This window comes from Empedobacter sp. UBA3239 (assembly GCF_002362875.1).
In the GTDB taxonomy this organism is placed as follows: domain Bacteria; phylum Bacteroidota; class Bacteroidia; order Flavobacteriales; family Weeksellaceae; genus Empedobacter; species Empedobacter falsenii_B.
Window position 1 is genome coordinate 1 of record NZ_DEVJ01000083.1, and the last position, 14,957, is coordinate 14,957.

Here is a 14,957-nt window from a genome sequence, read left to right on the forward strand (position 1 = left end):
ACTTTTGTCCCTGATCCGTACAAAGTAAAATGTAAGCTACCACATCTCCAGACTATGTTTTATAAAACAAGAAGCTTGCTTTCATCCAACAAGAGCTTCTAATTAGTCAACTAGAAGCTTCTTCTTGATAAAAAGGAAGCTTCCTTTTTGCAACTAACTCAGAACTTACAACCAGCGTTAGGGAGAGTAGTCTAAATCCTTTTGTAGAAATTGGATTTTCTTACTTGTAATAGAATTTTATTCTACAAAAGATTGCAACGGATAGCCCGACCGAGCGATTTACATTTCTTGTTATTGAATTATTAAGAGATAATTGAGGGAGATTGTATAAATACGAGGAATAGAGCGAGTGAATGCCCAAATAAATTTTTCAATAGAAATATACTTTTATTGATAGGTTCATACTTAAGTATATGTGGAATATGGATTTGATTTCATAAAAAAAATATAAAATATAAACTATGTTCAAAATTATTAGAAGTTTATCATTTGAAATTTAATAGCTTTACAGCTTAATATTACTTAATTGGATCAGAAAATATTAGATCACATTTTAGATAAGGATTGGGAACAGGCTTTTAAACTTCTTGTAAAAGATTATCATCAGAGAGTTTATTGGCAAATTCGTCGTATGGTTTTGATTCATGAAGACGCAGATGATATTGCTCAAAATGTTTTTATAAAAATCTATCAAAATTTGAATTCATTCAAAAATGAATCAAAATTATCGACATGGATTTTTAGGATTACTTATAACGAAACCATCAATTTTATTCATAAAAATGCTAAAGAACAAAATGTTTCGTTTGAAGATTATTCGATGAATATTGCAGATGATTTATCTACGGATGAGTATTTTACAGGTGATGAAATTGAGTTGAAACTACAAAAAGCGATTGCAAGTTTGCCAGAAAAGCAGCGCGTAGTATTTATGATGAAATATTATGATGAAATGAAATATGAACAAATTTCTGAAATTTCAGGAACATCTGTTGGTGCGCTAAAGGCGTCTTATCATCATGCAGTTACAAAAATTAAAGAATTTTTAGAGGATGAAGATTAAACCTTTTTAACTTTTTTTTGTCTTATGAATGATATGAAAGAAAATGGATTAAAAAATAATTTTAAGGTTCCAGAGAATTATTTTAAGAATTTAGAAGATGAAATTTATTTTAAAAGCTTAAAACAAAAGGAAAATTATACAACCCCTACTAATTATTTTGACGATTTAGAACAGTCAATTTTATCGAAAACTATTGATAAAAAAGAAACAAAAGTTGTACATTTCAATATTTGGTGGGCTGCTGCTTGTATATTGCTATTAGCATTGGTTGTAACTCCTTTTGTGATTAATTCTACAGAAAAATCTACAGAAGTTGTGGATACAAAAACAGAAAATCATGTTTACGAGAAGATCTATGATTCGTATATAGTGAGTGATCAAAACAAAAAATCGTCCAATGTAACATTAGACGATTCTGATTTTGCTTTATATGATTATTAAGAAATTCTAAATAATTTCTGCACTTAAACCTCGGTTCAATAATTCTGTGCATCGAGGTTTTAAATCTTCTAATTCACCCGTCAAGACTTCGCATTTACCTTTGTAGTGAATCAAAATAGAACATTGTTCCGCTTGCTCTGGCGTGTGTTCACAAACATCAATCAACGATTCGATTACCCAATCAAAAGTATTCACATCATCATTGTAAACAATAATTTGATATTTGTGTGATTCCTGTTCCAATACATCAACAGCCGAATCTTTTTCCGTTTCCCACATGGGTTGCGTTGCGTATTTTGTCATATCATTTTATTTTTTGAAATGTAGCGCAATCCACTCATTTCGTTGTTTTTTAGATACAAATTTCAAACCATTTTCTGTACAAAAAGCTAAGATATCATCAAAATCTTGCTCCATCAATCCACTTAAAAATAAATCACCATTTTCATTCAAAACATTGATGTAAGAAGGAATTTGACTGATTAAAATATTTTTGTTGATATTCGCTAAAATAATGTCAAACTGTTTGCTTCCCAAAAGTGAATTATCACCCATTTTCGCATCTAAACTAACACCATTTCGTTTTCCATTTTCGATAGAATTTTCCACAGCCCACTCGTCAATATCGATACATTCTGCATAATTTGCACCACGTTTCATTCCTAAAATTGCAAGAATTGACGTTCCACAGCCCATGTCCAAAATATCTTTTCCTGTAAATTCAGTTTCCAAGATATATTCTACCATCAAATGTGTTGTAGAGTGATGTCCAGTCCCAAAAGACATTTTTGGTTGAATGATAATTTCGTACGGAATATTTTCAACTGTTTCGTGAAATTCTGCACGAATCAAACATTGGTCATTCACTAAAATTGGCGTGAAATTTTCTTCCCAAGTTGCATTCCAATTTTGTTGTTCAATTTCTTGACGCGTATAAGAAAAATCAATATTCTCGATAGAATCAATCACTTCTTTTACTTGGTCAATATTTTCGTCAGTTTTTGGCATGTAAGCATCAAAACCTTCTTCGTTTTCAACAAAACTTTCAAAGGGTAGTTCAGAAATCATTGCAATAATAATTTCATTAAAAGGCTCTACTTCCGCAACTTTAAATTTATATTCGATATAATTTGTCATAAAAAAATGTAGAAAACATCAAATTGTTTTCCAGCGCAAATTTACGATTTTTATAATTAATGATAAAGGAGATTATTTATCAAATGGAAAGTCCTTCAAACCAACCATCATTTCACGTTTTCCTGGAGGCCCAGGACGTTTTTGTACAATATAGCCCAAATCTTTCAAACCTCTTTTTATGGTTCCTTTCGCTGCATAAGTGGTAAAAATGGCAGATTTTTTAGTTAAAGAATCAACAATTTCTAACAATTCTTTTTCCCATAATTCTGGTTGAACACGAGAACCAAATGCATCAAAATAAACTAAATCAAAATTATTTTCGTTGATATTTTTCAGATTGAAAAAATCTTCTTCCACTTTCTTAACTTCAAAATATGGAGAAATTTTATTCCAATTTTCCCAATTTGAATGAAATAATTGTTGATAATAATCTAAAAACTCTTCTTTTCGATGTTCAAATTCCGGATAAAGTTTGAAAACATTTTCGAAATAATTCACCAATTCAAATTCTTCATCAGAAACTGGAAATTTTTCAATTCCAACATATTGCACTGGAGTTTTATGTTTTTCAGCTTCCATCAAAGTAATGAAAGAATTAAGTCCCGTACCTAATCCAATTTCTATAATTTTTATAGGATTTTTTGTTTCTGTAAAATGATGAAATCCATTTTTTATAAATACATGAAAAGCCTCTTGTACAGCGCCATGCTTAGAATGATAAGATTCATCCCAATCTTCAATATAGATAGTTTTAGATCCATCTTCCGTTTCTTGAATAATTCTTTTCATCGTCGAAAGTTATGATATTTATTATGAAAAAGTGCAAATAAAATGTACCTTTGATAAGCACAAACAAAATATATCATAAAATGATTATAGAAAAAATTGCTGAATCAAAATTTAACGATTCAGTTTTTAACTCTACTACTTTTGGGAAAGAGTTTACAGATCACATGTTGATCGCGCATTACAAAGATGGTAAATGGGATGAGCCAAAAATTGTTCCTTACGGACCAATTTCAATGACTCCAGCAGCGATGTCTTTCCATTATGGTCAAACAATTTTTGAAGGAATGAAAGCCTACAAAAATGATAACGAAGAAGTGTTTATTTTCCGTCCAGAGAAAAACTTCGAGCGTTTTAATTTATCTGCGGCACGTCTTAATATGCCTCAAATTCCGAAAGAAATTTTTATTGATGGTTTAGAAGCTATTATTGATATCGATCGTCAATGGGTACCAAAAGATTACGGAACGTCATTATATATTCGTCCAGTAATGTTCGCAACAGAAGAAGCAGTTTCTGCTAGGGCATCTAACGAATATATTTTTGCTATTTTATTAGCTTATGCTCCTAATTATTACGATAAACCTTTATCAGTAAAAATTGCTGATTATTATAGTCGTTCAGCTCAGGGAGGTGTTGGTTTTGCAAAATGTGGAGGAAACTATGCTGGATCTTTCTTTCCAACTTCTGAAGCTCAAAAAGATGGTTATGATCAAGTAATTTGGACAGATTCTATCGAGCATAAATACATTGAAGAAGCAGGAACAATGAATGTGATGGTGCGTATAGGAAATAAAATTTTAACAGCGCCAACGTCTGAGCGTATTTTGAACGGAGTAACACGTGATTCTGTTTTAACTTTAGCAAAAGATAGTGGATATGAAGTAGAAGTACGTCCTGTAGAAGTACAAGAATTGTATGATGCTTACAAATCAGGAGAATTAAAAGAAGTATTTGGATGTGGAACTGCTGTTGTAATTACACAATACGATGCAGTTGGATTTGGTGAAGAGCGTGCTCAATTACCAACTTTAGCTGAAGAAGATTCTTTTGCATTACAATTGAAAAAGAAATTAAAAGATATTCAATACGGATTAGCAGAAGATCCTTATGGATGGAGAATTAAAATCGAAAAACAAGCTTAATTTTGTTTAAGTAAATTTTTTGAAAATATAAGCTGACAATTTGATTGTCAGCTTTTTTTGGCACGATATTTAATAATATGTTATACAAAGTACTATATTTGCAAAATGAATGGACTACAGAAATTTTTAATCATCTGTTCAGGGAGTAGTCTTGAACTCTTGAAAAAAACACCAACAGATATCAACAAACATGTTGGTATTGGAGGTGTCATATTATTTACAGGAATTTTGGCGGCTTTGTCTGCTGGATATGCGCTGAATACTGTTTTTGATAATATATATGCAGCAACAGGTTTTGGTTTGTTGTGGGGATTAATGATTTTTAATCTTGACCGATATATTGTCACATCAATGAAAAAGTCAGGTGGATTTTTTCGTCAGTTTTTTATTGCTTTGCCACGTATTTTGGTTGCAATTTTATTAGGTATTGTGATTTCGAAACCGTTAGAATTAAAAATTTTCGAGAAAGAAATTAACAAGCAATTGAATATTATTGTCAATCGAAATAAAGCGGAATTACAAAAAGGAATTGATGCGCGTTATGCTGAATTGGGAACGCCTTTTTCGAATGAACGAAAAGAAATTTATGCAGAAATTGATAAATTAAGAAATGAGTATAATTCAGCTTCTACCGAGTTGGAAAAAGAAGTTGTTGGTACACAAACTGAAACAACAACTGGACGCGAAGGTTATGGACCAAATGCGAAACGAAAAGCAGAATTGAAAAAACAAAAAGCTGCCGAAATCGAAACTTATATTCAACAATCTGCGCCTCGTTTAGCTGAAATTAATAAAGAATTAGATCGATTGAATGTTGCAAAAGAAAAAGAAATTGATGCGGCTAAACCAACCGAAGAGAATTACAATGGTTTTGCTGCACGTATGCAGGCTTTAGACGAATTGTCAGTTAATAATCCAATTTTAGGGACTGCAGCTATTTTTATAGCTCTTGTGTTTATCTCGTTAGAAACTGCGCCAGTTTTAGTGAAATTAATTGCACCAAAAGGACCTTATGATTTTCTCTTAGAAAAACATGAACATTCGTTCAAGATTTTTAGCAAAGAATCGATTCAGGTTATGGATATCAAATCTGAAAAACGTGTGAAACATGAGTTAGAAAAAGTATAAAATTGTAAAAAAGTAACTTCCGTTTGAAGTTACTTTTTTAATTTTGTAATAGATATGGAAACTTATAAAATAGAAATTTACGGAGAAGACGAAAACCAAATTCAACGAATGGAAGAGGTGATTGCTCCAATAAAAGATATACAGGATTATTTTTGGAAAATTCTTTGGGTTGATGGTGAAAGTGAAACGGACGAATATTCGGTTTTCGAATTGCAAGAAGTGATTGATCAACAAGACGGAATTTTTGTGGAATATGATCAGTTAGAAAGTTTGTGTTATAAAATGGAACATGTAACGGAGGCGTTGATTATTGGAGATAGAAAAGAAAATAATTTGCATGTAAATATTGAGGATGAAAATTTATACGACAACGAAGTTGTGTTTGAATTTGTGAAAGATTCACATTGGCAAATTTTGACTTCGGATATCAATATTGTTGATACGTTCAAAGTTTTCTTTCCAAATAGTAAAATCATTGATTAAAAATAAAAGCCACTTTTTAGTGGCTTTCTTATTTATTTTTGATTCAATTTTTGGAAAATTTGTAAGGTTTCTTTTGCTTCTCTTACATCGTGCACACGCAAAATTTTTGCTCCTTTTTGCAAAGCAACCATATTTAAAGCCGTTGTTCCATTTAATGCTTCTTGAGGAGAGATTCCGAAATATTTATAAATCATCGATTTTCTCGAAATCCCAACCAATAATGGATATTGTCCAAACCCTAAGACTTCCATCTTCGAAAATAATTCATAATTATGTTCGATGGTTTTCGCAAATCCGAAACCTGGATCTAAGATAATATCATTGATTTTTAATTCACGTAAACGCGCAATTTTTTCCGAAAAATATTGGTTGACTTCCAACGTTATATCATCATATTGTGGATCATCTTGCATCGTTTGTGGCGTCCCTTTCATATGCATTAAAATATAAGGTACTTTTAATTCAGCAATTGCAGGTAACATTTCAGGATCTAATTCAAAACCCGAAACATCATTAATAATAGAAGCGCCTGCTTTAATCGCAGCTCGAGCCACATTTCCGCGAAACGTATCAATCGATAGAATTAAATCTGGATATTTCTCCATAATCTTTTCGATAACTGGAATTGTACGCGCAATTTCTTCTACTTCCGAAACTTCTTCAGCGCCTTGTTTTGTCGAATATCCACCAATATCAATCATATCGGCACCTTCGGACAAATGTTTTTCAACTTTTTCTAAAATCAAATTCATCGATTGATTACTGCCACCATCGTAAAAAGAGTTTGGCGTTGTATTCAAAATTCCCATAATTTTAGGCTCGTTCAAATCAATCAAACGACCATTACAATTAATTGTCATATCTTAGAAGTTCTTTAAGCAATTTCAATTATTTTTGAAATCGAAACGAAATTATGAAAAATACCTCAATTCAATTTAAAGAAATCATCTCTGTTTGTCGAGATTTATATACAAAAAAATTACAAGATTATGGTCCGGCTTGGCGTGTATTGCGTTTGCCATCGTTGACCGATCAAATTTTTATCAAGGTAAACCGCATTCGTACGTTGCAAGAAGCGACGGAGCGTTTGGTTGATGAAGACGAAGAAGGAGAATTTGTGGCGATCGTTAATTATTCGATTATGGCATTGATTCAGTTGGAACTTGGTTTCGCAGATCAGCCAGATTTGACAGACGAACAAGCTATCGAATTTTATGATAAATATGCAACAATTGCGCACGATTTGATGATGAAAAAAAATCATGATTACGGTGAAGCTTGGAGAGATATGCGTGTAAGTTCGATCACAGATTTAATTTATCAGAAAGTTTTGCGCACAAAAAGTATCGAAGATAATAAAGGAAAAACAATTGTGTCTGAAGGTTTAGATGCAAATTATTTGGATATGATTAATTATTCGATTTTCGCAATGATTTTAATTAACGAAAAGAAAGCTTCATGAGGTATTTAGTTCAATTTGCCCGAATTATAGTTGGAGTTATTTTTATAATTTCTGGATTTGTAAAAAATGTAGATCCAATTGGGTTAAGTTTCAAATTAGAAGAATATTTTTCGCCAACAGTTCTTAACATTCCATTTTTAGAAGGTTTGAGTTTGCCTTTGGCAACTTTCTTTTCACTTTTTGAAATAGTTTTAGGCGTTTTATTATTGCTTGGCGTTTGGAAAAGATTTACAACAATAGCTTTATTGTTAACGATTATTTTCTTTACATTTTTGACATTTTATTCAGCTTATTTCAACAAAGTAACCGATTGTGGATGTTTTGGTGATGCACTAAAGTTAGAACCTTGGACATCATTTTACAAAGATGTTGTGCTTTTGGTGTTGATCATTATTTTAGTGATTGGTCAAAAATATATCAAACCATTATTTGTCGAAAAAGCGAATTACGTAATCAATTTTATAACAATTTTAGGTTCTGCAATTATTGCTTATATCGGAATTAATCATTTACCAATTATCGATTTTAGACCTTATGCAGTTGGCAAAAATTTGATTGAAGGAATGAAATCTCCGCAAGAGTTAGGTTTGAAACCAACAACGTATAAAACGATTTACACGATGAAAAACAGTGTTGATGGTAAAGTAGTCGAAATTGATGATGCGCAATATATTGCTGATGACAAATGGTATAAACACGGAACGCCTTGGGTGATTGAAGCAGATAAAACACGTACAATTGTGGAGAAAAAAGGGTACGAACCACCAATTCATGATTTTAATTTTGATTGCAATGGTGTTGATAAAACGTCTGAAATTTTAAATGCCCCGAAAGCGATTGTTTTTGTCATTCCATTTGTTGAAAAAATAAATGATAAACAACTTGTGAAATTAAATACTTTAGGAAAAGAAGCGAAAGCAAAAGGTTTTATTGTAACAGCGGTTTCTAATAATCCAATTAAAGGTTTAGAATTGGAAAATTGTTTTATGGATCAAACGACGATGAAAACAATTATTCGTTCAAATCCTGGAGTTATGATTTTAGAAAAAGGAACCGTAAAAGCGAAATATCATGACAACGATTTTCCTTCAATTAATCAATTAGAAGAATTATTTTAAAAAAGTGATTAATTATATTTTAAATAAAATTTTCTACGGATTTCTGACACTTTTTGGTGTAGTGACTGTAGTTTTTCTATTGTTTTCGGTTCTTCCTGGCGATCCTGCGCGTATGATGCTTGATCAAAAAGAAGATCCTGAACAATTGGCTCAAATTAGAAAAAACTTAGGTTTAGATCAACCTTTGTGGAAACAATATGCTTTTTATATTAATGATTTGTCACCGATTTCTTTTCATAATATTGACGAAAACAATACAACATATACTTCAATAAGTTCTGATAAATACAATTACACAAAATTGATGGATTTCAGAACAAATGAAATGGTTTTGAAAACGCCTTATTTACGTGAATCTTTTCAAAAACAAGGAAAAAGCGTCAGTACAATTATTGGCGAAACTTTACCAAATACAATGGTTTTGGCAATTGCAGCCATCATTATTGCAACGATAATTGGTGTTGCGTTGGGAATTGTTTCTGCTTTGATGAAAGATACATGGATTGACAGAGTTTTGTTGGTAGTAACAAGCTTTGGTATGAGTATTCCGTCTTTCTTTTCGGCAATTATCATTGCCTATATTTTTGCTTTTTTGATGCACGATATTACAGGGCTGAATATGATTGGTAGTTTGTATGAAGTAGATGATTTGGGTGAAGGAAAACATTTGATGTTGAAAAATTTAATTCTTCCAGCAATTACATTAGGATCTCGTCCGTTAGCGGTTTTTACACAATTAACACGAAATTCATTATTAGAAGTTTTGAACCAAGATTATATCCGAACAGCTTTTGCAAAAGGACTTTCTAGAAAAACGGTGATTACAAAACATGCATTACGAAATGCTTTAAATCCTGTAATTACAGCAATTTCGGGTTGGTTCGCTTCCATGTTGGCAGGTTCTGTTTTTGTGGAATTTGTTTTTGGCTGGAATGGTTTAGGAAAAGAAATCGTAAATGCATTGAATACATTAGATTTACCAATTGTGATGGGAGCTGTCTTAGTTATTGCGGTGATGTTTATTGTGATTAATATTTTGGTCGATATTCTTTACGGAATTTTAGATCCTCGCGTTCGCATAAAATAAATCAGTAATAATTTCACGATAAATAATTATCTTGCAGTAAATATTAAAACCAAAATCAAATAAAATACACTTTTTTATGCGTGATAGAATAGTAGCAGGAAACTGGAAAATGAACTTAAATTATGAAGAAGCGATTCATTTAGCAACAAACCTTAATGCTTGGGTGGCAGATAATCATCCAATTGCACAAGTTATTATTGCGCCTTCTTCTATTTATTTACAAACATTGTTAGAAGCTGTAGATGAACAATATGTTAAGATTTCTTCGCAAGATATTTCTGCTCACGAGAAAGGAGCCTATACAGGAGATATTTCTGCAGAACAATTGGATAGTATCGGATTAGATTTCGCTATTATTGGGCATTCTGAGCGTAGAGAATATCAAGGAGAAACAGATATTGTAATTGCTGAGAAATTAAAACAAGCTTTTAAACATCAAATTAATCCAATTCTTTGTGTAGGAGAAAAATTAGAAGAACGTGAAGCTGAGAAACATTTTGAGGTTGTAAAAACCCAATTAATGGATGCTTTAGTTGCTCAAAAACCAGAAGATCTTTCTCGTTTGATTATTGCTTACGAACCAGTTTGGGCAATTGGAACTGGAAAAACAGCTACACCAGAGCAAGCGCAAGAAATTCATGCATTTATTCGTAAAGTTTTGAAGGATGAATTTGGCGTAGAAGTCGCGAATGATACAAGTATTTTGTACGGAGGAAGTGTAAATGCACAGAATGCGAACGAAATTTTTGCTCAACCAGATATCGACGGTGGTCTTGTTGGTGGTGCTTCATTAAAATATGATGATTTTGTGCAGATAATTGCTGCATGTAAATAATATAAAAGCTCAACTTAGTTGAGCTTTTTTTATGTTTTATATTTTCTAAATTTTGAAAAATGATAAATTTAACTCCTCTGAATCCCTTATAAAATCAGTCAATTAAGAAAACTATAACATTTATTAGGATTAATTAAGAGTTTTCGGAACAGTGTCTGCAAAGTTCTAAAATGTACTAACTATTTAAAAAGTATCATTTTTAAACAAAACACATTTATTATGAAAAAATTGACGCAAGTATTAGGAGTCGTAGCAATAGGGTTAGTTTCTTTCTCTTTTACTACAAAAAATGAAATAAAAGTTCCTACAACAGAAATTACAAATAAAGTTGTAGAAGATGCACCTAAAGTTGTCATTTTAGATATTGTAGATAATATCGCTGTAGAATCAGGAACAAATATCGCATCAGAATTTAAAACAAAGTTAGAATCTTTGAATAAAGAAAATGTTCAGGTTCTTTTATGGAAAGATTTAACGAAAGGATTAAAAGATGAAGAGAAAAGATCAATCATCGATAGTTTAAAACCTGAGTTAATCATGACATTAAATTTTGAAAAAACTGATGATAATACAAATAAAGTTGCCGCAGTTGTTTTTAAACAAAATGTTGCATTTAACGAAACAGTTAAAGTAGCAAAAGAGTTAACAGAAAACTTAAATTCAACAGCTGTTAAAAATGACGGAGTTTATCAAAACGAATCAAATTATATTCAAGATAATGCTGCACCATCAATTTTCTTAAGCGTAAAAGTGAAGAATGAACCAACTTCTAACGCAGAAATTGTTGATAAACTTTCTAATTTCATCGAAACAGCGAAAGTTGAAGATAGCACAACTCCAGTTGAAATAACATCAGAAGTAGTAGTAGATTCAGCGGCAGCTACGGTAGACTCAGCTACAACAACAATAGAAGCGGCGGTACAAGATGTAAAAGCAGCTACGAAAGATGCAAAAACAAAAGTAAAAAAATCTAAAAAATAGAATCCGTTTTTTCGAATATTTCATTTTTATTAATGAAGAAAAAGTAACATTTTGTAATGAAATGTTACTTTTTTTTGTTTTTAATTACAGATAACTTAAGTTTGCTCAAACACTTCCAATTCAATGTCAAAACAAGGTTATATCGCGCGTTATTTCAATATTGTTCGTAAATTATCACAACAAAAATATTGTTCTTATGAAGATTTAGAGCGTTTTTTGGAACGAGAATTTGAAATGCTTCAACTTAATGATGATACATTAGAGTTTAATTTCTCTAAACGTACATTACAGCGCGATATTCAAGAAATCAGAAATATATTGGGAATTGATATAATGTATAGTCGCAGTCAGCGTGGATATTATATTATTCAAGACGATTATAGCTCTGATTTATTTCTGAAAACTTTAGAAGAAATTAATAGTTTTTCTGCTTTGAAATTGACAAATTCGCTCGAATCTATTGTGTATTTGGAAAAAAGAAAGCCAAAACGCGCCGAATTTTTACCAGATATTGTACAAGCAATTCAAGGAAAAAAGAAAATTGAATTTCATTATCAAAAATTTGGAGAGGAAAAAGAAACGATTCGTAAAGTTTCGCCAATTGCAATTAGAGAGCACAATAACCGATGGTATTTGATTGCGGATGATAAAGGAATTGTCAAAAATTTTGGTTTGGAACGAATGAATAGAGTTTCGATTTTTAGAGATAAAATTGACGATAATATCGAGTTTAATTACAATGATAAGTACAAATATTCGTTCGGGATTATTGTTCCAAGTTCAGAAAAACCAGAAAAAATAGTGCTTTCTGTGACCAAAAAACAAGCAGCGTATTTAGAATCTTTGCCTTTGCATGAATCCCAACAAATTTTAGAAATTAAAAACGATGAAGTTTTAATTGGATTAGAATTATTTTTGACCGAAGATTTTATCAGCGAAATTCTTTCTATGAGTCGTTCAGTTACAATTATCGAACCTAAAAAATTGAAAGAAAAAGTCAAAACAATTTTAAAAGAAACGTTGGAGAAATATAATTAGCGAGTTTCGAATTTCGAAACTCACTTTATTTTTTTACATTTCTTCAAATTCTAAATCGAAATTCATTCCCAAAATAGCTTTACCAGTAACTTTTTCTCCATTTTCAGGATTGATTAAGCCAGCCATTTTTCCAGTTTTTTGTTTGGTTAACAAATCCAAAATTTGTTTATCAGTTAATTTTTTACCCATAAACTCGAACGGAATTTTGAATCCACATGCTGCAAAGTTTGCACAACCATAAGCGGCTTTTCCTTTGACTAATTTATGTGTTTTACATTTTGGACAAGTTGCATCTTCCAGATTAATTTCTTCTTTCGGTTTACGTTCCTTTTTAGGTTTTTCAGCTATTTGAACTGAATTCTGATGAGAAGCGATTGGTCTGAAGTAACTATTTTTTACATCAAATGTTAGTTTCGAAACCATTTCAATCAATTCTTGCTTAAATTGTTCTAATTCGTATTCACCTTTTTCAATCAAACGAAGTTTTCGTTCCCAAACACCTGTCAATTCAGGAGATTTTAATAATTCATTTTGAATGGTATCAATCAAATCAATACCAGTTTGTGTGGCGATAATATTACGTTTTTTCTTTTCGATGTATTTTCTACGAAACAAGGTCTCGATAATATTTGCACGCGTTGAAGGTCGACCAATTCCATTTTCTTTCATCAATTCGCGCATTTCTTCATCATCTACTTGTCGTCCAGCAGTTTCCATTCCTCGTAATAGAGTCGCTTCTGTATAATGTTTTGGCGGAGTTGTTTTTCCTTTGTGAATAAATGGTTCGTGAGGACCTTTTTCACCAATCTCAAAAATCGGCATTATCTTTTCCTCATCTTTTTCGTCTTCCTTTTTATCTTTTGCATAGACTTCGCGCCAACCCATTTCGAGAATTTGTTTTCCCGTTGCTTTAAAATTTATAGCAGAAAGTTGACCGTCTTTTCCATTATTTTCAACTTTTCCTTCGACAGTTGTGTTGGCAACTTTACATTCTGGATAAAAAACAGCAATAAAACGTCGTGCAACCAAATCATAGATACGTTTTTCTTCGTTCGATAAACCTTGTGGAAAGATTTCGGTAGGAATAATAGCGTGGTGATCGGTTACTTTTGTATTATCAAAAACTGCTTTTGACATCGGAATTGGTTGCGTCATCAAAGGAGCAATCAAATTTTGATAAGCGGTTAATTTATTTAAAATTCCAGGAACTTTAGGGTGAATATCTTCCGAAAGATAAGTGGTATCAACACGAGGATAGGTCACAAATTTTTTCTCGTAAAGACTTTGTATATATTTTAAGGTATTTTCTGCCGAAAACGCATATTTTTTATTCGCTTCTACTTGTAAAGCAGTTAAATCGAATAGGCGAGGATTTTTTTCACGACCCTCTTTTACATCGAAATCAATGATTTCAAACTCTCGATTTTTGATGAAATCTAAACCTTGTTTGGCTTTTTCTTCAGATTTTAAACGAGGTATTGTCGCATTAAACTCTACTTCTTTGAAAATCGTTTTCAATTCCCAATATTCCTCAATAATAAACGCATTGATTTCTTTTTGACGCTGTACAATCATTGCTAATGTAGGTGTTTGCACACGACCAATAGAAAGAACTGTTTTTGGCGGCGCAAATTTTTTGGTAAATAATCGTGTAGCGTTCATTCCTAGTAACCAATCGCCAATTGCACGCGCTTGTCCTGCAGAAAAAAGATTGAAATATTTTTCTCCATCTTTCAAATTATCAAAACCTTCTTTAATTGCTTCTTCTGTCAACGAAGAAATCCATAAACGCTTCATTGGCGCTTTAGCACGCGCTTTAAGTAAAACCCAACGTTGTATCAATTCTCCTTCCTGTCCAGCATCGCCACAGTTTATAATCTCGTCGACTTGATCGTTCGTGACTAATTTTTCGATGATATGAAATTGTTTCGAGACACCTTTATCTGCAATTAATTTAATTCCGAAACTTTGCGGAATCATTGGCAAATAATTAAGATCCCAGCTTTTCCACTCGGGTGTATAATCTTGCGGTTCTTTTAATGTACACAAGTGTCCGAAAGTCCAAGTGACCTGAAATCCATTTCCTTCATAGTATCCATCGTGCTTTTGATTCGCACCAATTACTTTGGCGATATCTTTAGCAACACTAGGTTTTTCGGCAATACAAACTTTCATAGCATTTATAATTATTGAAGTGCAAAAGTCAAAATAATAATTTAATTCTTAAAAAAAAATATAAATATGTATAATTAT

General features: G+C 31.7%; 16 protein-coding genes. 11 read left to right on the plus strand and 5 right to left on the minus strand.

Features of this window, described 5'->3' with window-relative positions:
• Positions 1-526: 526 nt before the first annotated feature.
• Complete coding sequence (locus tag B4G36_RS12375) at positions 527-1,063, plus strand: RNA polymerase sigma factor (RefSeq protein ID WP_125350308.1); 537 nt, start codon at positions 527-529, stop codon at positions 1,061-1,063.
• A 24-nt stretch (positions 1,064-1,087) separates the two neighbouring features.
• Complete coding sequence (locus B4G36_RS12380; RefSeq protein WP_125350307.1) at positions 1,088-1,504, plus strand: hypothetical protein; 417 nt, start codon at positions 1,088-1,090, stop codon at positions 1,502-1,504.
• Positions 1,505-1,510: 6 nt separating this feature from the next.
• Here B4G36_RS12380 and B4G36_RS12385 read toward each other — a convergent pair whose 3' ends face one another.
• From B4G36_RS12385 to mnmD, 3 genes are all read right to left on the minus strand, one after another.
• Positions 1,511-1,807: an ATP-dependent Clp protease adaptor ClpS gene (locus tag B4G36_RS12385; RefSeq protein WP_180905936.1), complete on the minus strand. Its 297-nt coding sequence runs from the start codon at positions 1,805-1,807 to the stop codon at positions 1,511-1,513.
• 6 nt (positions 1,808-1,813) lie between these two features.
• A complete protein-coding gene (prmA, locus tag B4G36_RS12390; RefSeq protein ID WP_038336885.1) occupies positions 1,814-2,641 on the minus strand; it encodes a 50S ribosomal protein L11 methyltransferase in 828 nt (275 codons plus the stop codon).
• 72 nt (positions 2,642-2,713) lie between these two features.
• Positions 2,714-3,430, minus strand: coding sequence for a tRNA (5-methylaminomethyl-2-thiouridine)(34)-methyltransferase MnmD (gene mnmD / locus B4G36_RS12395; RefSeq protein ID WP_114999065.1), 717 nt, complete (start codon positions 3,428-3,430; stop codon positions 2,714-2,716).
• A gap of 80 nt (positions 3,431-3,510) precedes the next feature.
• On the opposite strand from mnmD, the gene B4G36_RS12400 reads away from it, so the two are divergent.
• The 3 genes from B4G36_RS12400 (at position 3,511) to B4G36_RS12410 (ending at position 6,183) form a co-directional block, all read left to right on the plus strand.
• Positions 3,511-4,572, plus strand: a complete 1,062-nt coding sequence (locus tag B4G36_RS12400; protein WP_280038161.1) for a branched-chain amino acid aminotransferase — start codon at positions 3,511-3,513, stop codon at positions 4,570-4,572.
• Positions 4,573-4,677: 105 nt separating this feature from the next.
• Entirely contained in the window at positions 4,678-5,700 is a 1,023-nt protein-coding gene (locus tag B4G36_RS12405) for a DUF4407 domain-containing protein (protein WP_291064222.1), read from the plus strand.
• A 54-nt stretch (positions 5,701-5,754) separates the two neighbouring features.
• Positions 5,755-6,183 (plus strand): hypothetical protein, encoded by a 429-nt coding sequence (locus B4G36_RS12410; RefSeq protein ID WP_125350302.1) that lies wholly within the window; start codon positions 5,755-5,757, stop codon positions 6,181-6,183.
• Between the two features lie 32 nt (positions 6,184-6,215).
• Here the strand turns inward: B4G36_RS12410 and folP are convergent, their stop codons facing one another.
• Positions 6,216-7,043, minus strand: a complete 828-nt coding sequence (gene folP, locus B4G36_RS12415) for a dihydropteroate synthase (protein ID WP_291064223.1) — start codon at positions 7,041-7,043, stop codon at positions 6,216-6,218.
• Between the two features lie 53 nt (positions 7,044-7,096).
• On the opposite strand from folP, the gene B4G36_RS12420 reads away from it, so the two are divergent.
• The 6 genes from B4G36_RS12420 (at position 7,097) to B4G36_RS12445 (ending at position 12,704) form a co-directional block, all read left to right on the plus strand.
• A complete protein-coding gene (locus B4G36_RS12420) occupies positions 7,097-7,645 on the plus strand; it encodes a DUF1599 domain-containing protein (protein WP_291064224.1) in 549 nt (182 codons plus the stop codon).
• Positions 7,642-8,763: a BT_3928 family protein gene (locus B4G36_RS12425; protein ID WP_291064225.1), complete on the plus strand. Its 1,122-nt coding sequence runs from the start codon at positions 7,642-7,644 to the stop codon at positions 8,761-8,763. Before B4G36_RS12420 ends, B4G36_RS12425 begins: the two co-directional genes overlap by 4 nt.
• A 4-nt stretch (positions 8,764-8,767) precedes the next feature.
• Positions 8,768-9,850, plus strand: a complete 1,083-nt coding sequence (locus B4G36_RS12430; RefSeq protein WP_291064226.1) for an ABC transporter permease — start codon at positions 8,768-8,770, stop codon at positions 9,848-9,850.
• A 76-nt stretch (positions 9,851-9,926) separates the two neighbouring features.
• Positions 9,927-10,685, plus strand: a complete 759-nt coding sequence (gene tpiA / locus B4G36_RS12435; protein ID WP_286479843.1) for a triose-phosphate isomerase — start codon at positions 9,927-9,929, stop codon at positions 10,683-10,685.
• Between the two features lie 219 nt (positions 10,686-10,904).
• On the plus strand, positions 10,905-11,666 hold the full coding sequence (locus B4G36_RS12440) for a hypothetical protein (protein ID WP_038336870.1): 762 nt from the start codon (positions 10,905-10,907) through the stop codon (positions 11,664-11,666).
• A gap of 123 nt (positions 11,667-11,789) precedes the next feature.
• Positions 11,790-12,704: a helix-turn-helix transcriptional regulator gene (locus B4G36_RS12445; protein ID WP_286496048.1), complete on the plus strand. Its 915-nt coding sequence runs from the start codon at positions 11,790-11,792 to the stop codon at positions 12,702-12,704.
• A gap of 33 nt (positions 12,705-12,737) precedes the next feature.
• Here the strand turns inward: B4G36_RS12445 and B4G36_RS12450 are convergent, their stop codons facing one another.
• Positions 12,738-14,879, minus strand: a complete 2,142-nt coding sequence (locus tag B4G36_RS12450) for a type IA DNA topoisomerase (protein ID WP_221854610.1) — start codon at positions 14,877-14,879, stop codon at positions 12,738-12,740.
• Positions 14,880-14,957 lie beyond the last annotated feature (78 nt).

Coding starts and splice junctions, on each gene's coding strand:
- B4G36_RS12380 (WP_125350307.1), top strand. CDS start 1,088: ATGAATGATATGAAAGAAAATGGATTAAAAAATAATTTTAAGGTTCCA.
- B4G36_RS12400 (WP_280038161.1), top strand. CDS start 3,511: ATGATTATAGAAAAAATTGCTGAATCAAAATTTAACGATTCAGTTTTT.
- B4G36_RS12410 (WP_125350302.1), top strand. CDS start 5,755: ATGGAAACTTATAAAATAGAAATTTACGGAGAAGACGAAAACCAAATT.
- B4G36_RS12425 (WP_291064225.1), top strand. CDS start 7,642: ATGAGGTATTTAGTTCAATTTGCCCGAATTATAGTTGGAGTTATTTTT.
- mnmD (WP_114999065.1), bottom strand. CDS start 3,430: ATGAAAAGAATTATTCAAGAAACGGAAGATGGATCTAAAACTATCTAT.
- tpiA (WP_286479843.1), top strand. CDS start 9,927: ATGCGTGATAGAATAGTAGCAGGAAACTGGAAAATGAACTTAAATTAT.
- B4G36_RS12385 (WP_180905936.1), bottom strand. CDS start 1,807: ATGACAAAATACGCAACGCAACCCATGTGGGAAACGGAAAAAGATTCG.
- B4G36_RS12420 (WP_291064224.1), top strand. CDS start 7,097: ATGAAAAATACCTCAATTCAATTTAAAGAAATCATCTCTGTTTGTCGA.
- folP (WP_291064223.1), bottom strand. CDS start 7,043: ATGACAATTAATTGTAATGGTCGTTTGATTGATTTGAACGAGCCTAAA.
- B4G36_RS12405 (WP_291064222.1), top strand. CDS start 4,678: ATGAATGGACTACAGAAATTTTTAATCATCTGTTCAGGGAGTAGTCTT.
- B4G36_RS12450 (WP_221854610.1), bottom strand. CDS start 14,879: ATGAAAGTTTGTATTGCCGAAAAACCTAGTGTTGCTAAAGATATCGCC.
- B4G36_RS12440 (WP_038336870.1), top strand. CDS start 10,905: ATGAAAAAATTGACGCAAGTATTAGGAGTCGTAGCAATAGGGTTAGTT.
- B4G36_RS12445 (WP_286496048.1), top strand. CDS start 11,790: ATGTCAAAACAAGGTTATATCGCGCGTTATTTCAATATTGTTCGTAAA.
- prmA (WP_038336885.1), bottom strand. CDS start 2,641: ATGACAAATTATATCGAATATAAATTTAAAGTTGCGGAAGTAGAGCCT.